Origin of the sequence: Geobacillus sp. 47C-IIb, from assembly GCF_014679705.1 — a bacterium.
Classification (GTDB): Bacteria; Bacillota; Bacilli; order Bacillales; family Anoxybacillaceae; genus Geobacillus; species Geobacillus thermodenitrificans.
Window position 1 is genome coordinate 1,268,570 of the sequence record NZ_CP061473.1, and the last position, 24,122, is coordinate 1,292,691.

Consider the following 24,122-nt stretch of genomic DNA (forward strand, 5'->3'; position numbering starts at 1 on the left):
TTGGTGCTCTCATCACTCACCGGTACACCTTGAAGGAATATGTTGCTACTTGACCTGAATATTCCGGGTTTTCTATCGCCTGATAATACAAACGAACTCTGTATGTTCCTGCTTTTTTCCCAGCTAAATAAAACTTTCTAGTTGCCGACTGAACTCTAAAAGTTCCTGACTGTAGCTCAACGGCCTTCCAATAGCCGTCATAAATCTCTAAGGACATTGTATACTTCCAGGTCGGCGCAATGAATCCATCGCCCTTTGGGTCTCCGATCCCTCCACCAGAATAATACGCTGTTACATCGATTGAAGTGGCTTTGGCAGTATAGTAGCTTGCGTCTGTGCATACGACCATCGGCTTTGGCACTTCGCTGCAAGGCATAATAACCACCCTTTCCACTTATTTTTCGGCGTTTTTATCGTGAGTCTTATAGACGCCAATCGCTGCCAACAAACCAAAGACGCCGGAAGCGATAATTTCCAATGCACCTTCGATTTGCTCCGGATCATCGACCTTGGCGATATTCGCGATGACAAGAGCAACAATCGGGATGAAATACCCGATGATTTTCTTCCAATCCTTCATCACCACTCACCTCCTTTCTGGACAAGATAAATAAGCGCGAATAAAAAACCTAACAGCCAAGGAATGATGGCCGTTAGGATCGCGCTAAACCACATTTTCTTGAACTCTTTTTTCTCAGCCTCTTTTTCTTGGATCAGGGCAAGCGCTTCGCTTGCCTTTTGAAACGCTTCTTCCGCCTTTTTCAAGGCGTTCCGGCTTCTCTCATCAGCTTCACTGGCTATGGACGTTTTTTCCTCCAAACGAATGATTCGTTGTTCCAGTCTGTCCAATGAAGAAGACACCTCATTTAGCGAATCGTAAATTTCACGCAGGGTAATCGTTACTCCATTCCCATCTGAAACACCCACGGTTTCACCTCCTGTCATGGAATATAGGTAAATATCTGCGGATCTTCTTGCCCCATCGTCCACATCGCCACCCCTCGACAACCATATCGATGAATCAGGTGCGATGTAGTAATAAATCCGCTCAGGTCACTATTCCATGCCACGGAATATCCTTCTGTATCGCCAATGTAGAAATACGACAGCCATATACCGGCATCCAACATCTGAACACGGATTTTTTTCCTTCCTCCCCATGCAGGTACGACAGCGAGAGGTTCGTTTATATAGTCCAATTTCCATTCCGTCTTGTTGACATTCGTTGATTCCACGTCCAGACCAGAGTAGATGAGATAGCCAAACTCGTCATACTCAACCGTTCTCGGCACCTCGCCAAAAACATACTCTTGACCATCCATCTCCACCCTCAGTTTCTCCATCGGCTCGTACCGGTCGAGAGTGGAGATATTCAAAAACGATAGCGTGATACTACCGCTTTTTACGAAAACTCCGTATGCCCCCGAATCTGGCTTATACGGGAGATCAAAACCGTCAATATACAATCTGTCGCCTATCTTCACCCAGACTTTCCCGTTCCAAACGCTCACGGTCATTGTGACTGTCTGCCCTTTTAACCCTACGAGCTGATCGCTCATCCAAGCATAAGTCAGTTCCTCCCATCCGCCGTTCCCGTCCTCGTAAATAATCGAAACCCGATTCATTGAGTAATCCAAAACCGCGATATATCCTTGATTTCCGTTCCCTTCTTCGGTGACAAGAAACCGCACGCCACCATACGGATAAGTGCCAGAAACCGCAATGTCGGCTCGCACCTGAATGTTGCAACTGAACTTCTTATGCAGCACAAGCTGATTAGAGTATCCAACATTCACAGTCGCCCTTACCACTCCATCAGCTCCAAGCCGCCATACTCCATCCGAAAATCCAATCGTCCGCACTCCCTTTTCATCCGTACAGACGTTTCGGTCTCCTAGCTTTCCTACATGAGGACCGCTATTATATGCTTGCTGAATGCCCATATAATACGCTTCGCGCTTCACGTCATAGTAACCTTGCTGATTAATCGCCTCTTGAACATCAGCACGATTCAAGTAATGGCTGAATGTATCCTCGAAAATGATTGCCGGACGGGGCGCTCGCCTTAAAACCTCGCCCGTTAACGTGAATTTTTCCGGCAGATCGGCAGTCACTTTTTCAATGTTGCCTTGTTCATCCATTTCCCCTCGCTTCATAAATGGGGCGATAAACGCATTAAACTCAACCTCTCCGCCCAAAAAGTTCTGCTTAAAATCCTTGCAAATCACAAATCCCCAAATATAGCCGCTGCTCGGCAGGATCTCCAACACATTCTGCGTGGAAAAATTAAACTCTCCTACTTCTAGCCACGCATACTTATCAACATAAAACGGCCACCACTCCACAAGGTTATCTCCACCGATAACCAGAGCTTGGCCGTTCAATTTCACGTTTATTTCGTTATTCACGAACGTATTGAAGTGAACCAACGCTATCAGCTTGTATTTTCCCGCCTGAGCCACGTTAAAGTCGAATCGAATATATCCATCCTTGCCAGTCTCATCATTGGCTCTGACGCACGAATTAGAGCCAGAATCGTAAAGATAAACCGCACGATTTGCTCGCTTTGCAGACGGAAACGTCGTGTCTTTTCCAAGATATTCAGCAGGAATCAGAACGCCGTTCGTCTTGTAGATTTCCGATACATTCCCGCTAGTCTCGCTCGGTTCATTTAAAATAGCTTGAATTCCTGTGAATTCAGGCTGTTGGCTCTTGAAATAGCTTGTTATGATTGGTTTTCCACCATAAGTTATTCGGTTCACCGTGCCTTTGCCGGTGTCCGTGCTCATTGACGCATCAAACCGGTCGTACAAATGAGGATAGGTGATCTCATAGCCTGACTCCTCATCGTGCCACCCAACGAACGGAAGCCAGTCTTGCTTATGCCAGACCCAACGGTTTCCGTCTTGGTGGTTATGAACGTACATCCCGTTCTGCCACATCACCAACTGTTTATACGTCACGGTTCGTCCTGGCTGCTTATTATCGAGTCCCCATCTTCGTCCATATCCGGCGTTCCCTACCCATGTGGCTTCGACGGGCAACGAATTTTTAACATGTTCTAATACCTGTTCTAACCACCAAATAGGCGTAGATGGACCCGGTGCTGAACCAGCATATGAAAAGTCATACGTCATGACCTGGAACTCATCAATCGCCCGATTTCCGTTCTTATCCTTGGCCGAAGCTAGCGTTTTATAATCGTGCCACGAATAGTAGTTAGGGTTAAAATCGCCTGTCATGGCATATAGATTCACTCGCAACCCTAGTCCCAACGGGATACAGACCTCATTTTTCATTTGGACTAAAAAGTCCCGGAATTTTATCTCATCACCTTCCCGGTGATAAGCTCTCTCGAAGTCAACCTCTATATCCTTAATCATTGGAAACCGTGCGATATATTGTTCAGCAATTTTCTTTGTGTCGCTTATGCAAACATCCCACTTGTTCGTATCATCCAAAAACTTATCGACTTTCGTTTCAGCAGGCGAATCTTCGGTTGCCGGGCTTTGCGTATTGACAAGCTGAATCGCATACCGGACATGAGGATAGGTTTCCATCAAATACTGCAACGAATTTTTGACCCATAGCACAACGTTCCCGTTTTCATCTAAAACCCTTGTGCCAGCCTTTTCGTTGTCGATTTTTCTTTCAGTTGTTCTTTCGTAAATCGTACCATCAGGATTAACGCCAAAATCGTGAAGCCCAAAAGCTGTGATTTTCTCATGATACCTCTCAAACATAATGAACATGTCTTTCCGAGCGTCTGCCCACGTATGAATGGCCTCTGGATCTTTTATCACCCATTGACCATTCACCTTCTCCATGTACCGATTAAATTCAGCATTCGTAGGGGCATTTAAACTCCACGATAAAAAATTCAAAATTTCACCCCCGTCACCCACTGCGAAAACTCAACGAATCCGTAATACCCTATCCCCATATCTTTCATAATTTCAAGGACTTGGCCGCTCTCTCCGACAGTGATAGGAGATAATTTGTAAAACTCAATCCGAATTCTCGTAGATCCCCACGGCAACAGCATAAACCGTTGCCGATTCTTAAAGGTGTATTTATCGTCCCCTGTCCAACTAAACCCCACGGGGAACGACTGAACCCCAAGAGGCACTGCCTTCCCATTCACTCTCGCTATATGCTTAGATGAAAGCAGCTCGATTTTATCCCCGGCCTTGCCGGCTCCGAAACAAAACTCCCTCGTATAGCGACGATTTAATGGGTGACTCGCCAGTTCCTCTATGTCATAAGTGGAACCATCACCCTCAATAAAAGCCCCATAGTTCGTCGAAATACGCAAAAAATCATAGTCATCTTTCGGAAAAATCGTTATGTCTACGCCGGTTGGAAGCAAATCCACACGATAATCCTCGTGATACACATTCGGGATCACCATGACTGCGTGACCCCTGTTGGCAAAGTTAAAAAAGCGATTCCTGACATTCTCGAATTTCCTTGGCTCCTGCTTCAAATACACGTTCTGATAACCACTCACGGCATTGTGACTCTCATCAATGCTGAACCTCTTGAGGTTAAAAAACTCCCTCGTATTCGGCACGTAGCCAGTGATCTGGCCGCCTTCTTGCAACTGCAAGTCTGTAACCCGAATCTCTCCTCGAATCAACCCCTCGGCAGCGAACTTCAAATCAATACTTTTCACCTTTTTGTCTTTGTGATAGTGCCGAATCGTCTTCAAATACCGGGTGAATTTGTCTTTATCCATCGTGCGACCACCTGATTTCGGAGGGGTGGTAGCTCCAGTTTGTAGCTACCCGTCCGCCTTGGAGCATTAAGTCCGTGATGTTCACCTCGCCTTGTTTCACATCATTACAAACAAGCGTCACTTTCACGGACTGAACACTCTTTGACGTGTCCTTTATTTCCACGACCTTGTTGTAAGTCTGGAAAGACTTCATCGATCACCCTCCCTCCGATTCAATCAGTGAAATAAATACAGGCTCATCCTCCGTGCCATCCTCGTATTTGATCGTCACATAAACACCTACCCGGCCATTGGGACCTAACGCGATATTTTCCGCAGAAGCCCGGAAACTGATCGTATATTCTTCCCTGTGTGCCGGGAAAACCTCTTGAGACATTTCTTTAGTCACCCCGGCCTCTCCTACGGCCTTGAAAGAGGCATTCCCGCTATAACCATTCACGGGGTCAATTTCCCAACCGTTGTTCGTCCAGTAGGCAAATCCATCGTCTGCCCTCGAGTTCAACAAATAGTTGAACACGCTCAAATTCAATAAATCCTGCCGGTCTACCGTATCTTCCGATTCAAGAATAGGAGCCGATTCCTGAACGCCTGTCAGTAAATCAGATAGTGTCGGCTGTGGACGCTCAAGCTCTACTTCTGACTCCCACGGCCTCTTGATGTTGTATTTCCACCGGACGATGCGCTTTTTCTCGTTGATGCCCAATTCTTTGTCATACACGAATACGTTATCACCAAGCGCGAATTCCTCATGGCTCAACCCTGACAGTCTCGACAAAACGGCAATTTTCATCACGTATGAATCAGTCGGGCGCGACAGGATGTTCAAAGCATATACACCACGCTCGTAAAGGTGGAACGGGTTGGTGAAACGCTCGTCTTTCGCCACAAGCACTCGTTTCTTGGTCGTATATTGATAGTTTTCGATGTACGGCAATCCTTGAGGGTGGGCGTCTTCAATCGTCATGTTGTCCTTCCCATACAGGTACAGCTTCGTCACGAGGTCTTTTGTGCTTTGATATACTTCGATTTCCTTCATGTTTTTCCGATAGACGATAGACGCTCCTGAATCTCTTCCTACCGGTAGCAATAAATCCACCGTATTATCGCCTGTGTTGAACCATAGCTCACCATTAAAGATGCTAGGAAGCTCCCTCAAGGCTTTTAGCCGGTTTGTCAATCTTTCTTCTAATTCAAGATTTCGGCGTCCGGTCACTTCCACACGCCCAACTGACCACTCCGTCCCGTCTAAAATGTCCGCCATGATTTGTGCTGCTGTAGCGTTTTCCCACTTCCACACTTTCATCGGCTCGGTAGATTGCAGGTCATACCATGTCGCTTCGCAATACACAGCGAGTTCAAGCCGTCCTCCGGCTCTCACTTTTGAGACTTCTCGGATGAAATAACGCTGATTTACGACCTCGACGATGTTTTCATTTTGGATGTACTCCCGTTTTGGATCGTTGAAAGGCAAGGAAAACGTCAGTATATCTATGCTGCCGATTTCCTGCTCCAAAATCGGATCATCGGCGTTTTCCAATACGCCGAGTCGGTTGCCATCTTGGTCATACACGACAAGCAAGGCATTTGCCAGGCGGTTATACAACGGTTGCTGTCGTTGTGGCGATTGGCTGTTGTAGCGAATTTTCCCGAGGCTGTTATATCGTCCGACTCCTAAACGGTTGTATTTTAGCATACACGTCACCTCACGCCACGACTAGCCAAGGCGAGCAATAGGAGGCTCGTTGGAACAATGCTCCGCTCTCCGGGAACGTGGAGGGCATATCGCCAAAAGAAATATCTGTTGCCCGATAGCCGCCATAAAAGTTATGAGGGTTCGGTCGTTCAGCCAAATCTTGCAGGAACGTTTGGGCATTGAATTTCACGATAGGAATGGCACTGACTTGGTTCAGTCCGTCATAATACGCCGTTGCCCCATCGTGTCTCGCAATCCAATAGAATCCCGGATCTAACTCCCAATCAATGTCAACCATGCCCCATCCTCCGGCCGCCGGAATAGTGATGACCGGACTTTGAAACAGCAATTCGCTCGGCCGTAGGCCGCTATCTCGGTAAATGCCGATTCTCAACGGCACGTCCGTACTGGCCGAATTCAGCTTCATCGCCGCCTTGCTGAACCGTGTTTTTGTCGTCACCGGAAAAGGAAAAGCGTCGATGGTGTTTCCATAAACCAATATCCGAAATGCTGGCACATGGCTGTTCACATTGGCTGACCCATCCGAATTTATCGGGTTATAGTCACGCCGAAAATGACTGACATACGTTCCCGACACCGGATAAAACGGTTCAACTCCCGATGGATTATTGGCGAATAACTGTGCATGTCGATTCACAGTTTGTTGCAGCGTAGGGATGCTTCCGATGCTCCCGTCTATGCTTTGTCGCCACGCAGAAGTGTTCGTGATGTACGTAAAATCCGCCGAAATCGTATCATTGGAGTTTTGTTGGTCATGAAAAACGACAACGCCATGCGCCGGACTGATTTCATACTCGTTCGGGTTCACTTGAACCCCGTTTCGATAGATAACCGGCGTAGGGTTGTCGAGCCAATTACGAATCGTTCCTTCATAAATCCGATACCGAATAGTCGGGTCGTCTTGATCTGCTACTGGCGTCAACACATGCCCCGTCGCTTGCGCTGTTTTCATTTCCAAAACTGCTTGCATTTTATTGATGTCGTGTTGCAAACCTGAAATGTGCGCAGATAGAATGTCTTGACTCGCTAAATCGTGATAAGGAGTTTGCGCCATGGTTTCACCTCTTTTCTTTTCTAAATCCACCGGCTCCGAGCATAGACAGTCGCTTTCTCAATGGTCGCATTTCCCTCTGTCAAAAACTCAACCTCGTTTTCCTCTATGTCCAGAAATGGAAAATCCATCGAATCTAAATACTGATTCGCCGGCCGCTTGTTTCCGTATCCATCGAGAATATAGGACGTGATGAAATGGCTGTCGAAAACAAGAGTCTCCCCTTGCTTCAATGTTCCTGTAAAATGGACAGACGTGAACGGCGTTCGCACACCAATCGCTCCGCCGCTGCATGTTCCCTGTATTTCAATCAACGGCTCTGAATACTCGTTCCCCTTTTGTCGGTTCACGACATACACGCCCGCGCCGCTGAACTCAAATACTTCGTCCTCAATCGCGTAGTAGCACGGATCAGGACAGAAAAAGTTCAACGTGCCCTCTCCGGCGCGGATTAATTCTCGTATCTCTGTTTGATCTTGAATGATACCGTTAATATACCTGTCCGGTTCGTCATCGAAGACAATCGGCTTTGGTTCACTCTTGTTCAGCTTCCCGGCCAAGAGGCGTTTCAGTTCAGAATACGATAAGTCGAGGTGTTCATAGATGACCACCTCGACAGGAATGACAACTGGTTCATGCCGCTTTTCCAAGAAATACGCACCGTGTCTGCCGGGGATAGACATGTACGTGATTTCTTGTGGCGGCATTAAGGGGCGCCCGATATTCCGAACGAGTAAATACGTTGAAAGGTCAAACCCATCGTACGTAATCACAGGATGCTACCCCCCATGCCATTTGCTCTCCGTTTTCCAATGCGTCGTTGACCAAGATCACGGTCAATATAAGGCGTGGTCGCTCGTGCGATTTCCCTGCCGTCCAAGATGACAGGAACGACAACTTGTATTTGCTCTGCTCCTTGTGCTCCGCTGTTTTTCAGTTCTTCACGGATGATGCTTCTCAGCATTCGTTGTGGCGCTACAATCTCTGGGTTTCCTGCTCCCGCGTCCCCGACAATGGCTAGCGTTGGCTTATCAACCACACCACCTGTTGCCAATTTCGGGATGTTCGGGATGTTGAACCCAATCGAGCCGCCGCCGCGTCCGCCAATTCCAGGCACCCAGTCAGGAATCTTCGGAATCGGAATGCGAACGCTGTTGATCGAGTTAATCATGCGGTTGATAAAGCCAATGACTTTGTTTACTGCGCCACGTACTGAGCTAACCACGCCGTTCCATGCACTCGATGTCGCGCTTTTCACTCCATTCCATACGCTTGAAATGATACTGCGAATGCTGCTGAACGTGCTTGAAATTCCCGAACGAATGCCGTTGATAACAGAACTGATTGCACTTTTGATACCATTCCACACGCTCGACGTGACAGAACGGATGGCGTTCCAGACTGTTGAAATCACGTTCCGAATTGCATTGAAAACAGAAGAAACCGCAGATTTAATCGCGTTCCATGCAGTAGTCAAAGCCGAACGGATGGCATTCCAGACCGTTGTCGTCATGGTACGAATGACGTTCCACACGGTCGAAATCACCGTCTGGATCGCGCTGAATACTGTCGATACGGCGCTTTTAATGCCGTTCCACGTTGCCGTCAACGCCGACTTGATAGCGTTCCAGACGGTCGATGTCACGCTTTTAATCGTGTTCCAAATGTTCGAGATCGCTGTTTTAATTGCGTCAAAAACGGTAGAAGCCACAGATTTAATCGTGCTCCACGCCGTTGACAACGCGGACTTGATAGCATTCCAGACCGTGATGGATACGCTCTTGATGCCTTCCCATACACTCACGAAGAACGCTCCAAGTGCGCTGAACACGGTTTGCGCCACGCTTTTGATCGCGTTCCACGAGTTCGACAGAAACTTACTGACCGAATCCCAGTTCTTCCATAGCAAAATGATGATCGCGATGAGTGCTCCTATAACGCCTATTACAATCAACACCGGCGCCGCAATCGCCCCAAAACTGACGCCAAGAACTCCCATCGCCGTAGCGATGGTAGACACAATCGGGGCGAGCGTCAAAAATAATCCGGTGATAATGCCAATCACCGTGACAATCGCCGCGATGGTTGCCGCCAGTTTCGGGTTATTAGAAATCCACTCGGCCACTTTGCTAACCACATCAGCAATTCCCCGATACACCGGAGCTAGGGCTGTGTTTAAATCGTTAAACGCCTTTTGCATTTGGAACATCGGATCAGCCTGCATCTGTTGCACGGTCTGATTGAACAAGTCTTGGTTCTTGTTTGCGTCATCCAAGTGCTTGTTCATGTTCAGGAGCGTTTCGGTGATGTTCGTTCCTTGATCTTCCCACATTGTCAATTTGTTATCGCAAAGGCTTTTTATCCTCTGCTTCCGGAGGTTTCCCTCATACCCTTTCACGGGATACGGCTGGTCAATTCCAGCCCGGTTCGGCGTACATTTTCAACCAACAAATGTTGGTTGCCGGACACTCTTGGGCGGATTATTGCTCCCTTAACGCTCACCGCCTACGCTCTACGGTGCAGGGTGGTGTTCCCTGTTACCTCGGTGTTGGCATATGAATCGGCATAATAAAAAGCGCTCAAACAGAGCGCCTATTTACCATCGACAGAAATTCATAAAATTGTTGTTTAGTGTTTTTTCCGTATCCATATATATCATGGAAAATTTTGTGACATGTTATGCATAAGGTTATGCCGTTATCCACATCAAGTCGTTTCTCTTTGCACCAATCCCAACTATCCAAGTGATGGGCAATTAAGTTTCCACCTTTATTATCTCCACAACATTGACATGTATAATTGTCTCTTTCATAGACTTGTGTTCTCCACAAACCATAACCTTCAATAAGCCGTTCTTTTTCTCTTTCCTCATCTGTTTTGTTCGGGTTGTAATTAGGATTGGATTTTCCAAAACGTCTAACTCCATACATAGGATTGTTTTCTCCGCTCCAATCCATGTATATCACTTTCGACGGGTTGGTTTCTAAATCCCTTAAGAGTTCCGAGTAGCATTTTTTGCAATAAGTAGATTTCTTTTTGCCCGAATGATAACTTTTTCCACATCTTTGACATGTATGAGAATATTTATTTCGGTTATATTCTCTTTCGCAATCTTTGCAATAACTAAATGGCTTCTTTTCTCCTTTGACAGTTCTAAAATTAAATTCGTCTAACGGCTTTTCTTTTAAACATTTAGAGCAATATTTATAACCGTCTTTTGGTGTTGGTAACAAAGGAGTCTTTCTTCGTCTTAAATTTTCGCACCGTTTGCATCTTTTTCTACGCCCATCAGGATAACGTTTGTCTTTCACAAAATCATCTAATTGTTTTTCTTCACCACAATCACAACAAACCTTATTCATTTTACAACCTCCCGTAGTTGTATCCCGAATAATTAAATGAAGGGCAGGCAGTCGGGAATCTGCTTTTCGGGGCGTCCCCCTAGCCCTTTATAATTATTATAACATACTTTTTATGCCGATTCACTTAGCTTCCACCGATTTTGCCCGGTTTTGTTTCGGCACAACTTTCGTTTACCGAAAATAGCTACACCAAGCGCGTTCCTTTTTGTCTCGTCTTTGACGTTCATCAACGCTTTGGCGACCTGTTGCATGGCCTGCTTTCCTTTGTCACCGCCGGCCGCAACAGCCTGTCCCCACGTTTGTAACTGCTTGGCTGAAATGCCTGTTCCCTGCAACAGCTCCTTCATTGAGTCGTCAACGCCTTGGCCAAACTCAGCCAATAGGATACGCCCCTCCTTGAGGCCATCCAAGAGGTTATCTATGTTCCAAGTTCCGGTCTCAACGCCAGCCGCGAAAATCGCTTGAATTTCTTTGGCGTCAAATCCAGCTCGTTGCAGTTGTTGGCCGTACTCAGAAATGATGTCGAGTTGTTCAGGAGGGAATCCAACACGTAGCAAGGCGTTGACTAGTTCGAGCGCTTGCTGATCCGACATTTCAAGCTCGCTGCCAATCTCGTTCACTTCTTGGATGAGCTCCGTGAAGTCAATTCCTGAGTAGGCAGCCGCAATCGCTCCGGCTCCCTCGACAATCTTTCGGTTTGCGGCGTCACTCGCATCTGCGTTTAGCGCAAATTGACGCCGTACGCCTTCTAGGGCGCTTTCCGCGTCAATCCCGTACGCTTTGACCGTGTTTGTTGCTTCTTTGACTGTTTGGATAGACTCGGGAGGAACGTCGAAGGATACGCGAATTTTCGTTTCCGTGTTTACGCTCTCTAACGCTTTCCCGACAACCGCTGAAATGCCTGCGCCTGTCGCTAAGCCGGACAGAACGGGCTCAAAATCAATGTCTTTCAGCGATTTTTGGGTATTCTCCGCTTCATCTTGTAGTTTCTTGAGTTCGCCCCTTGCTTGCGACGTATCCACTTTCGGGGAGGGCATGGAACGGATGGTTTGAGTGAGTTCTCGGATCGCTCCTTCCAGTCGAACGATTGAAGACAGGTCTGCTTGAATATCCAAATCCGGCATCGACTCAATAGCACTTTCAACCGATTGGAAGGCCTTTTCGGCGTTTCGTGTGACGCGGTTCAAAATGCCGGACACCTCGTCTACGCCGGAAATGGCAATTTGAACGACTTGATCCGCCATGCCTCATCTCCCCTTTCGTAAACGCGCCCGTGAAGGGAGTTTCCTTCTCAATTTCTCCGCTTCTTTTTGGCGCTCTTTTTGAATCTTGTTATGATGGGCGATTAATACCTCTTGTTGCAACGGCGTCATATATGGAACATCGAGTGGTGAAACGCCGCACTCTTTCACAAGAAAATAAAAATTCCTTCCTTCACGATTGAAGAAAGGAATCATCATCGTTTTCTACCGCTTCTTGCACTTGCTGCTTGTTACCGATGCCCGTGATTGCATAAATCCGTTCGGCGATTTCCTCAACCAGTTTTGGTGGGAATTCATTCTCCACAACCTGTTCTGTAATCATCGGGTCAACCGTTCCGTATGCCACAGCTTTGATAGCCGCCCGTTTCCGGCCGCGCAGGTTGGCCTTCGTATCGAATTGGATCGTTTGCGCCATCTTGCCTTTTAGTGTTGGCGTTCCTTTTACGGCCACACCTTCTTGTAAGAGTTCTTCAATTTCCATCGCTTCTTTGTTGTTCAGTGGCCGAATATCCACCTCGAATTCTTCTCCGTTCCATGTCACAATCATCGTTTCTTGGTAGGCTGTTCCGTTCAATACACCGGCAGTCAATTTTCTAGCCATTCGTTTTCCCTCCAATTTTTTCATTTTGTGTACACTTTGCCAGCGAATTCAATTTTGTCCACGTTTTTATATCCCAGTGCTTTATATACTTCCACTGCTTGAACAACGTCTTTTTCGTCGGTAACGATCATCTTCGTTCCGTCTGCTGTATTAAAGAAATACCAAATGTATTTTTCTTTGACCTCGCCCATTTTTTTACACCTCCAAAAAATAGATGAGGATAAGCATTTCGCCTATCCTCACGAGACTGTATAGGATTCCTTGTCGTTAGTCAGCGACACTTGAATAGGTCCTGTGCCTGTCGATTGGTCAAACAATGCTCGCGCTGTCACTGTTTGGACAATACCTTCCCGTCCTTCGACCGGCTGGCTCGATGCCGTATAAATCAACCGAGGGAAAATGATGTCCAAGTTGCTTCCTAGATGCAGCGCGTAGCTGAATTCTTGCAACGTGTCAGTGCTTGGACCGTCTGAGCCGCCCCAAAAGGCGATCAGCTCCTTGTCGCTGTCGAATCCAAGAGCGACTTCTAATGTGACCACCATCGAGCCCATGAACGCTTTTTTCGGGAATCGCGACCCGAATCCTTGAGCACTCTCAATGTCCGCGCCTGTCTCCACGGTCAATGACAGGCTGTTTACAGACGCGCTCATGTCCGTCCCGTTCTTTTCAAGTGACGCCATCGGTGCAGTAAAGACGTTGCCCTCGGTAAATTGAACATCAGACGCCAATGGCGCTCGCTTATCCGATGCTCCTAACGTATTGACAGTTAGCAACGCCCATTCATTCTCGATCTCTAATTCAAGCGACTCAATCACGTTGCCAAGAAAGACATGCTCCATAATGTCCTTCCCAACCTTGGCTGAAAACGAAGGCATGAGCGCACTACGAGCCGGGTAGAACGTGTGCGTATATCCGGTTGATTCGTCCCCTGTCACCTCGTAGCCGCCTAATGCCCACTTCCAAAACCATCCCGTCGCTTTGTCGTCCAGTGGCAATGTAATCGAACCGCCTGTCGAGTACACGCCTAATTGCGCCAAGCGATCCAGGCCGGAAATGCCTTCATAAATCAGCTTGTCGTCTTCGGATGGCTCAATCGAAACACTTTCAGGGTCTAGCGTTTCCACATATTGCGCCGCTTCCACCCCGAACTTTGTTTCCTCGCCAATCATTAAATAGCGAGTAATTGCCATCTATGAATCACCACCTAAAATTATTCTGATTGACTAGGAAAAGGAATTTGTCTTGTGGTTCCATCTGACAAGTGAAAAATGATGTTGGTTCCGTCCGTTGTAATATCTGTGATGCCAACACCATCCTCGCCCTTGTCGCCTTTGTCTCCCTTGTCCCCTTTTGGTCCTTGCTCTCCCTGTGGGCCTTGTGGTCCTTGGGGACCGACTAACGATGCTAGCCATTCTTGCTCTGTGCCCTGGAATCCGTTTTCGACCGCGATCTCATAAGCCGATTTCCCAGGTGGTCCTTGTGTTCCTCCTGATTTCAGACTGTCGATATGCTCGTCAACCTGAGCGAAATATTCGTATAAATGAGGCAGCGTATTTCCACCCTCACCAATCCCTAACGAAACAGGAATCTTCAAATGCTTCAAAGGTTTTCTGTCGTCTTTTAGCGACAAGGCTACTCTCCCCCTTACTGTTGATTTTTTACTCCCTACGTTTCACTCGAAAATCAAATTGCACCGCAGACCAACAAACCTGCGTGTTATTGCCCATCTCGTAGGCCGGATCGATTTGTGTTGCACGAACATCCGATACAGTGCCACCTAGCGTCCGATCTTTTACAAGCACGTCATAGACCGTCAACGCCAAGTCATGGGCTTTTTCAAGCGCTTGTTCGGGGTCATTCGCTTTGACGAGCACGACAAAGTTGAACCGTATGTCATGGTCGGCTGTTTTCCCGCCTACCAAGTTAGGAGCATACGGCTCGGGAACAATCCAAATCGCAGGCGTGTGCAACGTCCCGACTCTCACCTTGTCCCCGTAGACAATCCGTTTGATTTCAGCGAGTTCCGGCGCCTGCTCCAATACCTCCCGAACCTTTGCTCGAATCTCCCTGTGAATGTCCTTGAGAGGCTTGTTTTGAATCATATCAGTTTCACTTCCTTCAACGCCTGTTCAACGAAATCGTCAATTCGCCGTTCGGCTGCGGCGATAGAACGCTCAATAAAGCGTTTCGGCTTAATTCCCGGGTGTTTGACCTTTTTGGCAAAGACCACTTCACCGTTTACCTCAAATCGCAACGCTTTCGCTCGCCGCGGATAGATTTCATATGGTCCAGAACCATAGTTTTGCACAAGCGCATATTCAACGTTCGTGCCAACTGTATAGAACCGCGCATTTCGCTTTTCCAATTTCCACGAGCCGGCCAAGCGTCCGTGTCGTTGTGGAGAAAACTCCATCAAATTCCCCCACACTTCTACCGCTGTCAGCTCGGTCGCGCGATTTAATGCTGTTCGTATTTTCGGAATCAGTTGTTTCAAATCTTCCTTGTTGATTTCAGCATCAAACATTCTTAGTCACGCCCCTACGCCAAGAAGACGTCGATTTTCTGTCTCGTATATGGCCGCAATTCCGCCTCTAAGTCTTTTGTAACGTCCGATGTATTCAAAATGGAGACGGCAAAGTCGTTAATCTGAATGATCGGGCTAGCTCGTTGCTGTTGAGCGACCGCGACAACCTTGGCGACAGTCCGTACTAAAATGTCTTGAATCGCCAAATAGTCGTCGTCCGCTTCAAGAACGGTTCGCTTGAGCCGAGCGTGGATATGTGACGCGATCCGCTCAATCCACGTAGACAACAAACCGTCCAATTTCTTTTCGGGGTCATCGGTGTCGGGTGGAAATCCAAAATGATCCGCAGAAACGCCCGTCAAATCACGGACGTCCTGCGGAGTCACCACCTCGGTCACAGGTTTTTCAAACAAAGGCATGGACTATCACTCTTCTTTCAACGCTTCGAGCTTGTCGATGAGCGTGGAGCGATTCTTTCCTGCTTTCTCTTGGAACAACGCTTCGTCAACGGACAGTTTGCCTTCTTTGACCGCCTCTAGCACGTCGTCAATTGTCAGACCTGAAATATCCAATGAAGGCGCGTCAGTCTCGGCAATGCCGTGACTTTGTTTCGTGTCGTCTTCGCTCACGATTTCCACCTCAAAATCCCGCACCGCTTTCACGGTCAGATATTCACGGTTGGAAACCGTAATTTCGACAGTTTGGTTAGGAGGGAACTCGACACCGAGACGGTATCGAGCTTTCTTCCCTCTGTTCACCACTCGTAATGTTTTCATCCCTGCTCACCTCTTATCAGCCAGTGTATCCTTTACCGACGACAGCCGCGTTTTCGTCCTCGTAGTGGCAGTCAACACGCAAAGTCGTGACAAAGTCCGTCCGGCGTAGTTTCGGCTGACGGTCTGGCTCGATGCGAATGTCGCGATAGATGCCGTAGACAAGGTTAGCCGGGTTGACCAAGAGCGCTGTTCCGGCAGGCATGTTGGCCGCATCGACGACCGCAATCCCTTTGTACGCCAGTTGTGTCGCAGTCGTTTGTGCCGTGTCACCAAGTCCCGTACCACGAGCACGGAGGACGTCACGGTAGGCGTCTTCGATGTCCCAATGGACGTAGAAGCGCCATTGCGAACGGTCACGCAGGTATTTTTTCGGCAGAGCTTGAATCATCGCGTCAAACATGGCCTCGACGTCCTTGGCGTCAAAATCCGTATCGCCTTGAACGAGGTTGGCCGCTTTCTTGAGCCAGCCGTCCGTTTTGGCCAAGAACGAGTCGCTGCTCGACTTGTCGCCGTTGAGGAACAGTTCTTCGAGGTCAACGCCCACACGATCAGCAATCAACTGAATCAGCGTGTCCTCAAACCCTTCACGTTCGATGTTGTCCTCGAGTGTCGAGTCAGTGATGCCAGAAATGCCAATGACCTCAACCGACTCCAGTTTGTTCGTGCTGAAATCCGGCTTCGTTTCGCCGCTTGGAGCTTGATCTTCCGTCGCTCCTTGCAAAATTCGAGAACCAAATGCAATACGGTCAATGTCGTGTGTGTGGCTCGTCATGTCAATCCGGCGCGCTTCATCCAAAATGCGTGTTGCTTCGGAAACTGTACGCACGAACAGCCGTTGTTTTGCCGGAGTTAAGCGAGACGAGCCAAGGTCAGTCGTCGTGATGGCTTTCAGTGCGTTTTCTAATTTTCCAAGAAGGACATCGTTCGTGAACATATACTCAACACTCCTTTTCTCGTTTTTTGTCTTATTTGCGCTTAAAGCCAAACGGGTCGCGGTCGTATTCGTCTTGCGTCTTCGACTTTTCCGCCGCTCCATCTTGACCCGTCAGCCGCTTCGAGAACGGGATTTTCCGCTTGAGTTCGTCAAGCTGTTTCACCACTTGCTCGTATTTTTCTTTGTAGTTTTCATCGTCGCTCTTGGCCGCCGCTTCGCCTTGTGTGTTGTCTTCCTCTTGCTGTCCTTGTGGTTCTTGTTGTTTTGTCGGCTCTTGAGCCGGTGCCGCGCCTTTCAGCGTATTCATGATCTCGGCCAGCTTGTCGTTTACTGGCTTCAATGAGTCATCAATCATCTTTTGAACGTCCTCGACTTTCACTTCTTCGTCACCCTCCTTCGATTTGCTTACGCGCTCTTCTTCGGCGATCCGCAGGAGCTCGTCAATGACCTCCTTTGCGGCTTTCAGCTTCTCGTAGTTCGCATCGGAAATTTTTCGCCCCGCCTTTTCGGCTGGTTTTAGACCGAGCTTTTCTTTTAATCTATCGAAAAGGCTTTTATTCGCCCGCTGTGGGCTTGTTTCTTCTTTCGAAAGGGTTACCCCTTGCTCGTCATTTTCCTCGCCTCTAACGGCCGCCTGCGCAGCCACAGCGAGGTTTTGCGAGGACGGTTCCTCAACAGGGACGATATTTTCCACGATACGAACCTCTTGCAAGTCGCCGACGAATTCAACGTCTCCCTGTTCATTGATCGTGTAGCCGATCTGGAACAATCGCGTGCTGCCCGTTTTCATATCCTGAATACGGACAATCACCGAGTCATCAAAAATCGAATGGACGTGTGAATCGATTACGTTGCTATCGAACGTCTGATAGACTTTACGGCGTAATAAATCGGCTAGGTGTTCATACGAGCCTTGGAGTGCCTTTTTCACCGCCTCTTCCCGGCTGTTCTTGCTTTTAATCGCGATGAACTTCGCTTTTGGCACGGCAGGCTCGTCAACAAGGGAAACGGCATTGACCACCCAATCACCTGCTGAGCGTTCCAAGTCGGCTAGCGTCGTGCGTTTCGCCGCTTCTTTCGATTTCAGCGCCACTTTCGGGACACCCATAATCGAGAAGCCCGTCAGTTTCCCTTCCTTCACCGCCTGCCACACTTCCTCGTCCTGAACACGAACGCCCATCATCCAACTTCCTTTCGGCACGGTTAAATCCTCGTTAATCTCCCAATCAAACGGCAAGATGTACGATTCCACCACCTTGCCGACATTGTTCAGCGTGTGTTGCAAGTCGATGTTGCCGTACTGCTCTAAAAACTTGTGCGCCACTTCTTCGATTTTCTCGGCCGTTACGACATCCCCGTCACTGTCCGGCTCGTCTGGAACAAGAACGGGTCCAAATACAATCCGTTTTTCCTCATTCTTGTGTGTGACTGGCGCTGTCAGTTCGTGTTTCATCCTCTCACTCCTTTCCGTCCGGAATCGTTTCAAAAAACGCGCTACGCCTAGAATGAAATCACCCCCTTTACGGATAGTAAGGCGTGCGAGTAATCGCCTCGCCCTTTTTCGGGATATACGGACGGCATCGGCATCGACAGTTGATCCATTCCTCGATGGGGCCGGAGCGATCCAACGGGTGCATCAGCCCGTTTGAGAATCGTTCATCCATCCGCACCACCTGCCCGTGAAGCGAGTAATGGTCGGCACGGTCTCTTGGGTTTCTTCCCCTCACTCGACTGTCTCTGACCGTCAACCACTGCTTATACCGAACGTTGTAGTCTTGCATGGTCTGGACAATGCCGATGTTTTGCGCTGCCTGCACCTCGGTTCGTGCGATGGTCTGTAGCCGATGGTCCCGCAGGTCTTGGAAATCTGCACGTAAATCCACCGCAATGTCGTCAATCCCTTTGCCTTCCTCGTATCCACGAACCAACGTGGCACGGAAATCGCCTTTAATTCGCCGGAATGTATCGTCCGAAAAAACATAAACGCGCTCTCGTAATTCCTCGAGAACGCGCTCACTGAATTCAACAAAAACCAATTCCAATCCCTGTTCGAGAATGTCCTCGAACGTCAATTGTCGTGCTACGACCGCGCTTTCGACAGCTGCTTCGGCAATCTCTTCCTCCATGTCTGCGAAAATCGGGTCTAAAATCTCGGCAATAAATGATTCCTGTTCGAGAATCGACAGTGGAATATAGCCAAGCTCTCGCAACCGCTGAATGAACAAGCTCTCAAGCCCGACTTGCAATCGGACAAGACGCTGAGCAAGGCGTTCCTCGATTTCGGAAATGCGTTCGTCCTGCTCTTTAAACGCAGGAAGAGCGCCGTGCTCAACAAGGAATGACACAAGCTCGCGATCCATTTCCAACAGCTTGCACACCTTACACATGCTTGCCGCCTTCTTTCGTAGCAATATCAATCAGTTTGGCGTGCAACTGTTTCAGCGAGTCCAATACCGCACTCGTATCCGCTTGCTGTAGTGCGTCAAGTGGTTGCCCGAAAAGGTAATGTCTATCTAGGTTCGGATTGTCAATCGGCTCCTTGCCTAACTCCCGCAAAATCATGTTTTGCGTGTACGCGCCAATGTCGAACAAGAAGCGCAGCTCCTCGATCTTCGCCTGCGTGTCCTTCGTGTCAATGTCGTTGAAACGGAAACGCCAGTCGGTGATTCCTAGCCCGATGGATAGCAATCGGTTCATCACATTTTCAAGCATATCTTGTCTCGGCTCAATGACCGATTGCTTGTAGATTTCCGTTGACTCCCTCGCCGTTGAGCCGCCAAGCGACCCCTCGACGACAATCCCAGCGCGATAAGGCGGAACGCCATGCGCGGACAAGACTTCATCACGGTTATCAGTCCTCAACATTCGGAAACTTGCTTCCTTCGTCTCTACAGACAACGCTTGGAACTTGATTTCGACCGGCGTGGTTGAGTAATCCCCTTGCCCTTTTTGCGCTGTCACCACGAGCGTTGAATGCCGATTTTTCTTGATGTCCTGTTGAAAGTATCGTCGGATCAATTGCTTCGTTTGCTCGTCGAGTTCCGCTCCTGTCACCGTCACGACATACGCTGGAACGGCGTGATTTTCAAAGAAACTGATGTTGTACTCCGCCCGCTCCCGGTCGGAAATAATCGCGCTTAGCGCGGGCAAAATGTCCGGCAAGCCGTAATAGTCACTCCGGCTCGTATAATTGTGGACGTGAATGATTTCTGTTGCCCGTCGTTCGATCGGAATTGAACCGGCAGGCGCGATTTCGCCCGTCACGTAGTCCACGTCATTTTCAAAGCCAAACCGCTTGAACCATACCTTCTTCACGCCGCGAATTTGGCAATATCGGTTCATATCCTGATGAACGCGAACCGTATGCGCCGGAATATGCTCCAGACCGACAAGCGTGCCGTCTTCGGCTCGGATGACCTCATAATATCCGTTCCCAATGGAATCGTAGTCCACCATCACGTTGTTATTGATGTCGGTCAGCGTCTTGTACGGGTTCGGGTTCTCTAAAAACTGCATGGCGATTTCGCGCTGCTGTTCGCTTGGGTTGTTCGTTTTCGCTTCAAGATACCATCCTAGCCCTGCAGTATCCCGCGCCTTCGTTTTAACCGCTCGATAATGGTACGGGTTGATTTCGAGCAATTGTGCCAGTGCTTCAAAATTGTAAAGAGGTTCGACAAGCCCCAATTCCCCATACTGGCCGTCAAAACGGTCGCTTGGAATGACTCTCGACTCGCCCGATTGTTTGATCGCGTAGCGTTCGAGCGTGCTTTCCTCGATGATTTCCCCATCACTAAGAACGAACGCCTTAGCCACTGGCTTTTGCTGCATACTGCTTCCCTCCCTTCGTTAGAAGACGTCCACTTTGATTGTGCCTTTCGTTCCCGATCTGTTGAGGTACTGCAACGCTTGTGATGTCGCGTCCACTTGGTCATCTGTTGGCGCGTTCGGGAACGCGACCAATTCCTCGACATAATCATGCACCCACGGCGCGATGCTTGGGTGTGGAATATAGACGTTCCCGGCTTCGAATTGCGGCGATACGGCATTCAGCCGCTCGACTTTTGTTCCGTTCGGCACAACAGGCAACATGCCGCTGATCTGATGACGCAACGCGTTGATAATCGCCGTCCCGTTCGCGCGGTCTTCGATAAGTTTGGCTTGCGCCTGCGGCCATTTGGATGTCAGTGAGACAATCGCACGGATCGACTCGGTGAAAGACAGCTTCGCACGGACTTGGTCAAGCAAATACTTGTCCGCGCCTTTCCTGCCCCATACTTGACCGACGACAAATGAACCGTCGTTGGTATCCTTGAACGCAAAATCCCACGATTGAATGTATTCGTCCATTTGAGGGGCTTGTTTGTAATACTTGAACCACGAACGATGAATGATCGCGCCGCTTGGCGGCGTTGGACGCTGTTGGTAGAGCGCGTTCCATGTTCGGGATCCAACTGATTTCTTCGTTTCCTCCGCCCACTTCTCGTCAAATCCGTACTCCGGCCACAGCGGCTCGCCGATTTTTCGACCTAGCAAGTCGTTTTCGGAATCGCAAATCGCAGGAAGCGAAAGCACCGTCCACCGCTCCGGCTCGTGTTCGAGCAACCGTCCGGCAAGGTCATCCTCATGCCATCTTGTGAGAATTAAAATAACCCGTCCGCCGGGTTGCAAACGGGTGGATAGCGTGTTTTGCCACTCATTCCAAAGCATGTTTCGATACGTGAGCGAATCCGCCTCTTTGCGGTTCTTGATCGGGTCGTCGATGATGAGCAAGTCCGCACCTTGCCCTGTGATCCCACCGCCAATCCCGACCGAAATCATCCCACCGCGATGCCCTTCGACGTCCCAACTCGTCACCGAATTAACGTCTCTTGAAAGACGGATGCCAAACAATTCCTCGCCAAACAATTCGATCTTTTGACGGTTGGCCTTCCCGAACCGCCTTGCCAATGAATCGCCATAGGAGACTTCGATGACTCGCCTGTTTGGATTGCGCCCGATAAACCATGATGGGAACGTCTCGGTAACGGTCATGGACTTGGAATGACGCGGCGGCATGAATATCATGAGACGGTCGATTTCGCCCCGTTCCACTCTCATGAGATAATCGCAAATTAAATCCGAATGTCGAGACGGGCGATAGCGCCCAAAATGGGTGTATTCCAAATAGACCGAGTAATCTTCTTTGGCTAACTCTTTTTCGAGCGCGTCTAAATTATTCAGAATCTCGCTTATTAGCATTGCGCTTTCGGATAAGTCGCTTGATAAGCTCCCTTGCTTCTTCGTCTTCGAGAAGTTCACTGACGATGTTGTGCTCCACTCTGATTTCGTATTGCCCATAATTCGCCACCTGCCCCGAATGGTTCAAGTCTGCTGTCAGCCGCTCTTTGCGCCCCCACCGTTCAGGGAACTTTCGCTCAAGACGCCATGCGGCCGCCTGCCAATTTTCCTCCGCCGCCTTGCCGATGATCGCTACATCTCGTATCTCCGCTTGCGCCAGTGCCTTTTCTACTGCGTTGGATAACTCGACAAACGGCTGTTCACTTTTCTTCGGCCGCGCATTCGGGTTCTTCGCTAGACGTTCTTTCTCCCGTGCCCCTCGTTTCAACCAATCGTAAAACGTTGTTTTGTTAATCCCTACGTAGGCACAGGCCGTTTCAATGTAATTGCCTGCTCGGATCACTTTGACGAGTTCTTCCTGCAATTCGGGAGTAAGCTTTATTGGCCGTCCCCTTTTGTTCCTTGTCATACTCACTCACCACCTTCAACTTTATTTCTTAATATGTGTCGGCGTGAAATAAACTCCAAATAAAAAAGCACCCGATTATTCGGATGCTTAATAATTTGCCTCTTTCAATGCTTTTAAGACACCAAGAATAGCTAAACACTTTTCATAACCATTCTTAGTTAAATCTTTCGCATTTTCTTTTACTTTTTCACACAAAAACTCATTATCAGAATAATTTCGATCCATAAAAATAACACATTTTGATGCCCATACTTCAAGGTCTTCGCCTTTAAGAATTTTTTTCACTCCCCAGCCATCATCCTCAGCTTTGTCACGGAGAGCTTCACCTTCTTTAATTAATTCATCTAAATTCACTTGTATCCCTCCTTCCGCCTAAACAATGCGACAAAAGGGGGAATTTTCCTACATCGCTTTTTCGTCAAATTCCGACATTCGTACACACCGCGCAAATGGACAGGAAACAAGATATGGCACTTGCCACTTGGCCCATATACAGTTTTTGCACTTATGGCGTTCGTAGGCACGTTGGGCTTTTTCTTTGTCGTTGTATGGATACATAACCATAAACCTCACTTCATGCTCTCATCGTAGCTTCCATTACATGAGCTTATTGTTTCCTGTTTTGCGTTTTTAAATTCATTGCAAATGAAAAACGCCACCCCGATCGGAGTGACGCCCTACTCCAAAATATCTCACGTTATCATCATAACACGTCTAAACAGAAATATTCTGTCATCTTTCTGTCATTTCTCCTTCATTTTTCTTTCAGTTTTCCATTATTTTTATTGCAACACAATAAAATTAATACTCTTCATACACAAGAATATAGAATAAGGTTTTAAGGTTTCTGAGTGATACAAACACAGCAGTGATCAATGAATATATCCATATACTTATAAATATCCAATGGTAACAATACATGTTAAAGTTATTTGGAAAATTTACAATTGAAGAAATAACCAATATAACTATTCCTACAAGAATAATGAAAAATTGCGTTACAATTGCAGCAGAAAAAAATGTTAACATAACCTCATATAATGATTTACCTTCGACTTTTTTACTATATTTTAATTTTAACTCAGCAAATAATTTAGAATTGGAGGTAGCAATAACAGAAATACTTGCTATATTAAAACCAGCCAATATGGATATAAATGTTAGCGACTGATTGTTAATATCTTTTACTCCTTTTAAAACAGTACTTGTCGACGGGTCCTTATAGAAGATAAATAACAGAATTCCTCCGGTCATCAACAACGGTATAAAAAAATCAAATATTTTTTCCGATTTTGTAGAGAATTTGAGGTAATTTAAGATCACTTTAATTGGAAAATTATTTGCTTCCCAGAATAATTTAACTCTTTTCCCCATCCTCCTCTTCCCTCCATAATGGGTCTCTTTTTAAACCTCT

27 protein-coding genes are annotated in these 24,122 nt (G+C 47.9%); all 27 read right to left on the bottom strand.

Annotation, left to right across the window (positions count from 1 at the left end; translation table 11 throughout):
• Nucleotides 1-16 precede the first annotated feature (16 nt).
• The gene (locus tag IC804_RS06405) at nt 17-361 is read right to left on the bottom strand and encodes a hypothetical protein (RefSeq protein ID WP_190300668.1); all 345 of its coding nucleotides are present in this window, start codon (nt 359-361) and stop codon (nt 17-19) included.
• Nucleotides 362-394: 33 nt separating this feature from the next.
• A complete protein-coding gene (locus tag IC804_RS06410) occupies nt 395-580 on the bottom strand; it encodes a hypothetical protein (RefSeq protein ID WP_008880467.1) in 186 nt (61 codons plus the stop codon).
• Nucleotides 580-990 carry a hypothetical protein gene (locus IC804_RS06415; RefSeq protein ID WP_223812904.1) on the bottom strand — a complete coding sequence of 137 codons (411 nt, stop codon included), beginning with the start codon at nt 988-990 and terminating at the stop codon, nt 580-582. Before IC804_RS06415 ends, IC804_RS06410 begins: the two co-directional genes overlap by 1 nt.
• Entirely contained in the window at nt 942-3,827 is a 2,886-nt protein-coding gene (locus tag IC804_RS06420; RefSeq protein WP_190300669.1) for a glycoside hydrolase family 18 protein, read from the bottom strand. Before IC804_RS06420 ends, IC804_RS06415 begins: the two co-directional genes overlap by 49 nt.
• A 53-nt stretch (nt 3,828-3,880) precedes the next feature.
• Nucleotides 3,881-4,738: a hypothetical protein gene (locus IC804_RS06425; protein ID WP_008880464.1), complete on the bottom strand. Its 858-nt coding sequence runs from the start codon at nt 4,736-4,738 to the stop codon at nt 3,881-3,883.
• Nucleotides 4,739-4,934: 196 nt separating this feature from the next.
• Complete coding sequence (locus IC804_RS06430; protein ID WP_008880462.1) at nt 4,935-6,431, bottom strand: phage tail spike protein; 1,497 nt, start codon at nt 6,429-6,431, stop codon at nt 4,935-4,937.
• Between the two features lie 10 nt (nt 6,432-6,441).
• Nucleotides 6,442-7,536, bottom strand: coding sequence for a hypothetical protein (locus IC804_RS06435; RefSeq protein ID WP_223812905.1), 1,095 nt, complete (start codon nt 7,534-7,536; stop codon nt 6,442-6,444).
• Nucleotides 7,527-8,276 (bottom strand): distal tail protein Dit, encoded by a 750-nt coding sequence (locus tag IC804_RS06440; protein ID WP_008880460.1) that lies wholly within the window; start codon nt 8,274-8,276, stop codon nt 7,527-7,529. Before IC804_RS06440 ends, IC804_RS06435 begins: the two co-directional genes overlap by 10 nt.
• On the bottom strand, nt 8,273-9,835 hold the full coding sequence (locus tag IC804_RS06445) for a phage tail protein (RefSeq protein ID WP_081157450.1): 1,563 nt from the start codon (nt 9,833-9,835) through the stop codon (nt 8,273-8,275). The genes IC804_RS06440 and IC804_RS06445 overlap by 4 nt, the downstream gene beginning before the upstream one ends.
• Before the next feature lie 247 nt (nt 9,836-10,082).
• A complete protein-coding gene (locus IC804_RS06450) occupies nt 10,083-10,865 on the bottom strand; it encodes an HNH endonuclease (RefSeq protein ID WP_081157449.1) in 783 nt (260 codons plus the stop codon).
• A gap of 110 nt (nt 10,866-10,975) precedes the next feature.
• The gene (locus IC804_RS06455) at nt 10,976-12,109 is read right to left on the bottom strand and encodes a phage tail tape measure protein (RefSeq protein WP_081157448.1); all 1,134 of its coding nucleotides are present in this window, start codon (nt 12,107-12,109) and stop codon (nt 10,976-10,978) included.
• Between the two features lie 190 nt (nt 12,110-12,299).
• Nucleotides 12,300-12,728, bottom strand: coding sequence for a hypothetical protein (locus IC804_RS06460; RefSeq protein ID WP_041264898.1), 429 nt, complete (start codon nt 12,726-12,728; stop codon nt 12,300-12,302).
• A gap of 20 nt (nt 12,729-12,748) precedes the next feature.
• The gene (locus IC804_RS06465; RefSeq protein ID WP_008881957.1) at nt 12,749-12,919 is read right to left on the bottom strand and encodes a hypothetical protein; all 171 of its coding nucleotides are present in this window, start codon (nt 12,917-12,919) and stop codon (nt 12,749-12,751) included.
• A 48-nt stretch (nt 12,920-12,967) separates the two neighbouring features.
• Complete coding sequence (locus IC804_RS06470; RefSeq protein ID WP_081157446.1) at nt 12,968-13,918, bottom strand: phage tail tube protein; 951 nt, start codon at nt 13,916-13,918, stop codon at nt 12,968-12,970.
• Between the two features lie 20 nt (nt 13,919-13,938).
• Nucleotides 13,939-14,358 carry a hypothetical protein gene (locus tag IC804_RS06475; protein WP_008881959.1) on the bottom strand — a complete coding sequence of 140 codons (420 nt, stop codon included), beginning with the start codon at nt 14,356-14,358 and terminating at the stop codon, nt 13,939-13,941.
• Nucleotides 14,359-14,386: 28 nt separating this feature from the next.
• On the bottom strand, nt 14,387-14,830 hold the full coding sequence (locus IC804_RS06480) for a hypothetical protein (RefSeq protein ID WP_008881960.1): 444 nt from the start codon (nt 14,828-14,830) through the stop codon (nt 14,387-14,389).
• Nucleotides 14,827-15,252, bottom strand: coding sequence for an HK97 gp10 family phage protein (locus IC804_RS06485; RefSeq protein ID WP_081157445.1), 426 nt, complete (start codon nt 15,250-15,252; stop codon nt 14,827-14,829). Before IC804_RS06485 ends, IC804_RS06480 begins: the two co-directional genes overlap by 4 nt.
• A gap of 14 nt (nt 15,253-15,266) precedes the next feature.
• Nucleotides 15,267-15,671, bottom strand: coding sequence for a hypothetical protein (locus tag IC804_RS06490; RefSeq protein WP_008881962.1), 405 nt, complete (start codon nt 15,669-15,671; stop codon nt 15,267-15,269).
• A 6-nt stretch (nt 15,672-15,677) separates the two neighbouring features.
• Complete coding sequence (locus IC804_RS06495; protein ID WP_008881963.1) at nt 15,678-16,028, bottom strand: hypothetical protein; 351 nt, start codon at nt 16,026-16,028, stop codon at nt 15,678-15,680.
• Between the two features lie 16 nt (nt 16,029-16,044).
• Nucleotides 16,045-17,064: a phage major capsid protein gene (locus tag IC804_RS06500; RefSeq protein ID WP_081157444.1), complete on the bottom strand. Its 1,020-nt coding sequence runs from the start codon at nt 17,062-17,064 to the stop codon at nt 16,045-16,047.
• Entirely contained in the window at nt 16,994-18,415 is a 1,422-nt protein-coding gene (locus IC804_RS06505; protein WP_081157443.1) for an XkdF-like putative serine protease domain-containing protein, read from the bottom strand. The genes IC804_RS06500 and IC804_RS06505 overlap by 71 nt, the downstream gene beginning before the upstream one ends.
• Nucleotides 18,416-18,482: 67 nt before the next feature.
• Complete coding sequence (locus IC804_RS06510) at nt 18,483-19,349, bottom strand: phage head morphogenesis protein (protein ID WP_081157442.1); 867 nt, start codon at nt 19,347-19,349, stop codon at nt 18,483-18,485.
• Nucleotides 19,342-20,790, bottom strand: a complete 1,449-nt coding sequence (locus IC804_RS06515) for a phage portal protein (RefSeq protein ID WP_081157441.1) — start codon at nt 20,788-20,790, stop codon at nt 19,342-19,344. Before IC804_RS06515 ends, IC804_RS06510 begins: the two co-directional genes overlap by 8 nt.
• A gap of 18 nt (nt 20,791-20,808) precedes the next feature.
• Nucleotides 20,809-22,200: a phage terminase large subunit gene (gene terL, locus IC804_RS06520; RefSeq protein WP_081157440.1), complete on the bottom strand. Its 1,392-nt coding sequence runs from the start codon at nt 22,198-22,200 to the stop codon at nt 20,809-20,811.
• A complete protein-coding gene (locus IC804_RS06525) occupies nt 22,175-22,708 on the bottom strand; it encodes a hypothetical protein (RefSeq protein ID WP_081157439.1) in 534 nt (177 codons plus the stop codon). Before IC804_RS06525 ends, terL begins: the two co-directional genes overlap by 26 nt.
• An 87-nt stretch (nt 22,709-22,795) precedes the next feature.
• Complete coding sequence (locus IC804_RS06530; protein ID WP_081157438.1) at nt 22,796-23,062, bottom strand: hypothetical protein; 267 nt, start codon at nt 23,060-23,062, stop codon at nt 22,796-22,798.
• A 447-nt stretch (nt 23,063-23,509) separates the two neighbouring features.
• Entirely contained in the window at nt 23,510-24,082 is a 573-nt protein-coding gene (locus IC804_RS18500; protein ID WP_223812906.1) for a hypothetical protein, read from the bottom strand.
• Nucleotides 24,083-24,122: the final 40 nt, after the last annotated feature.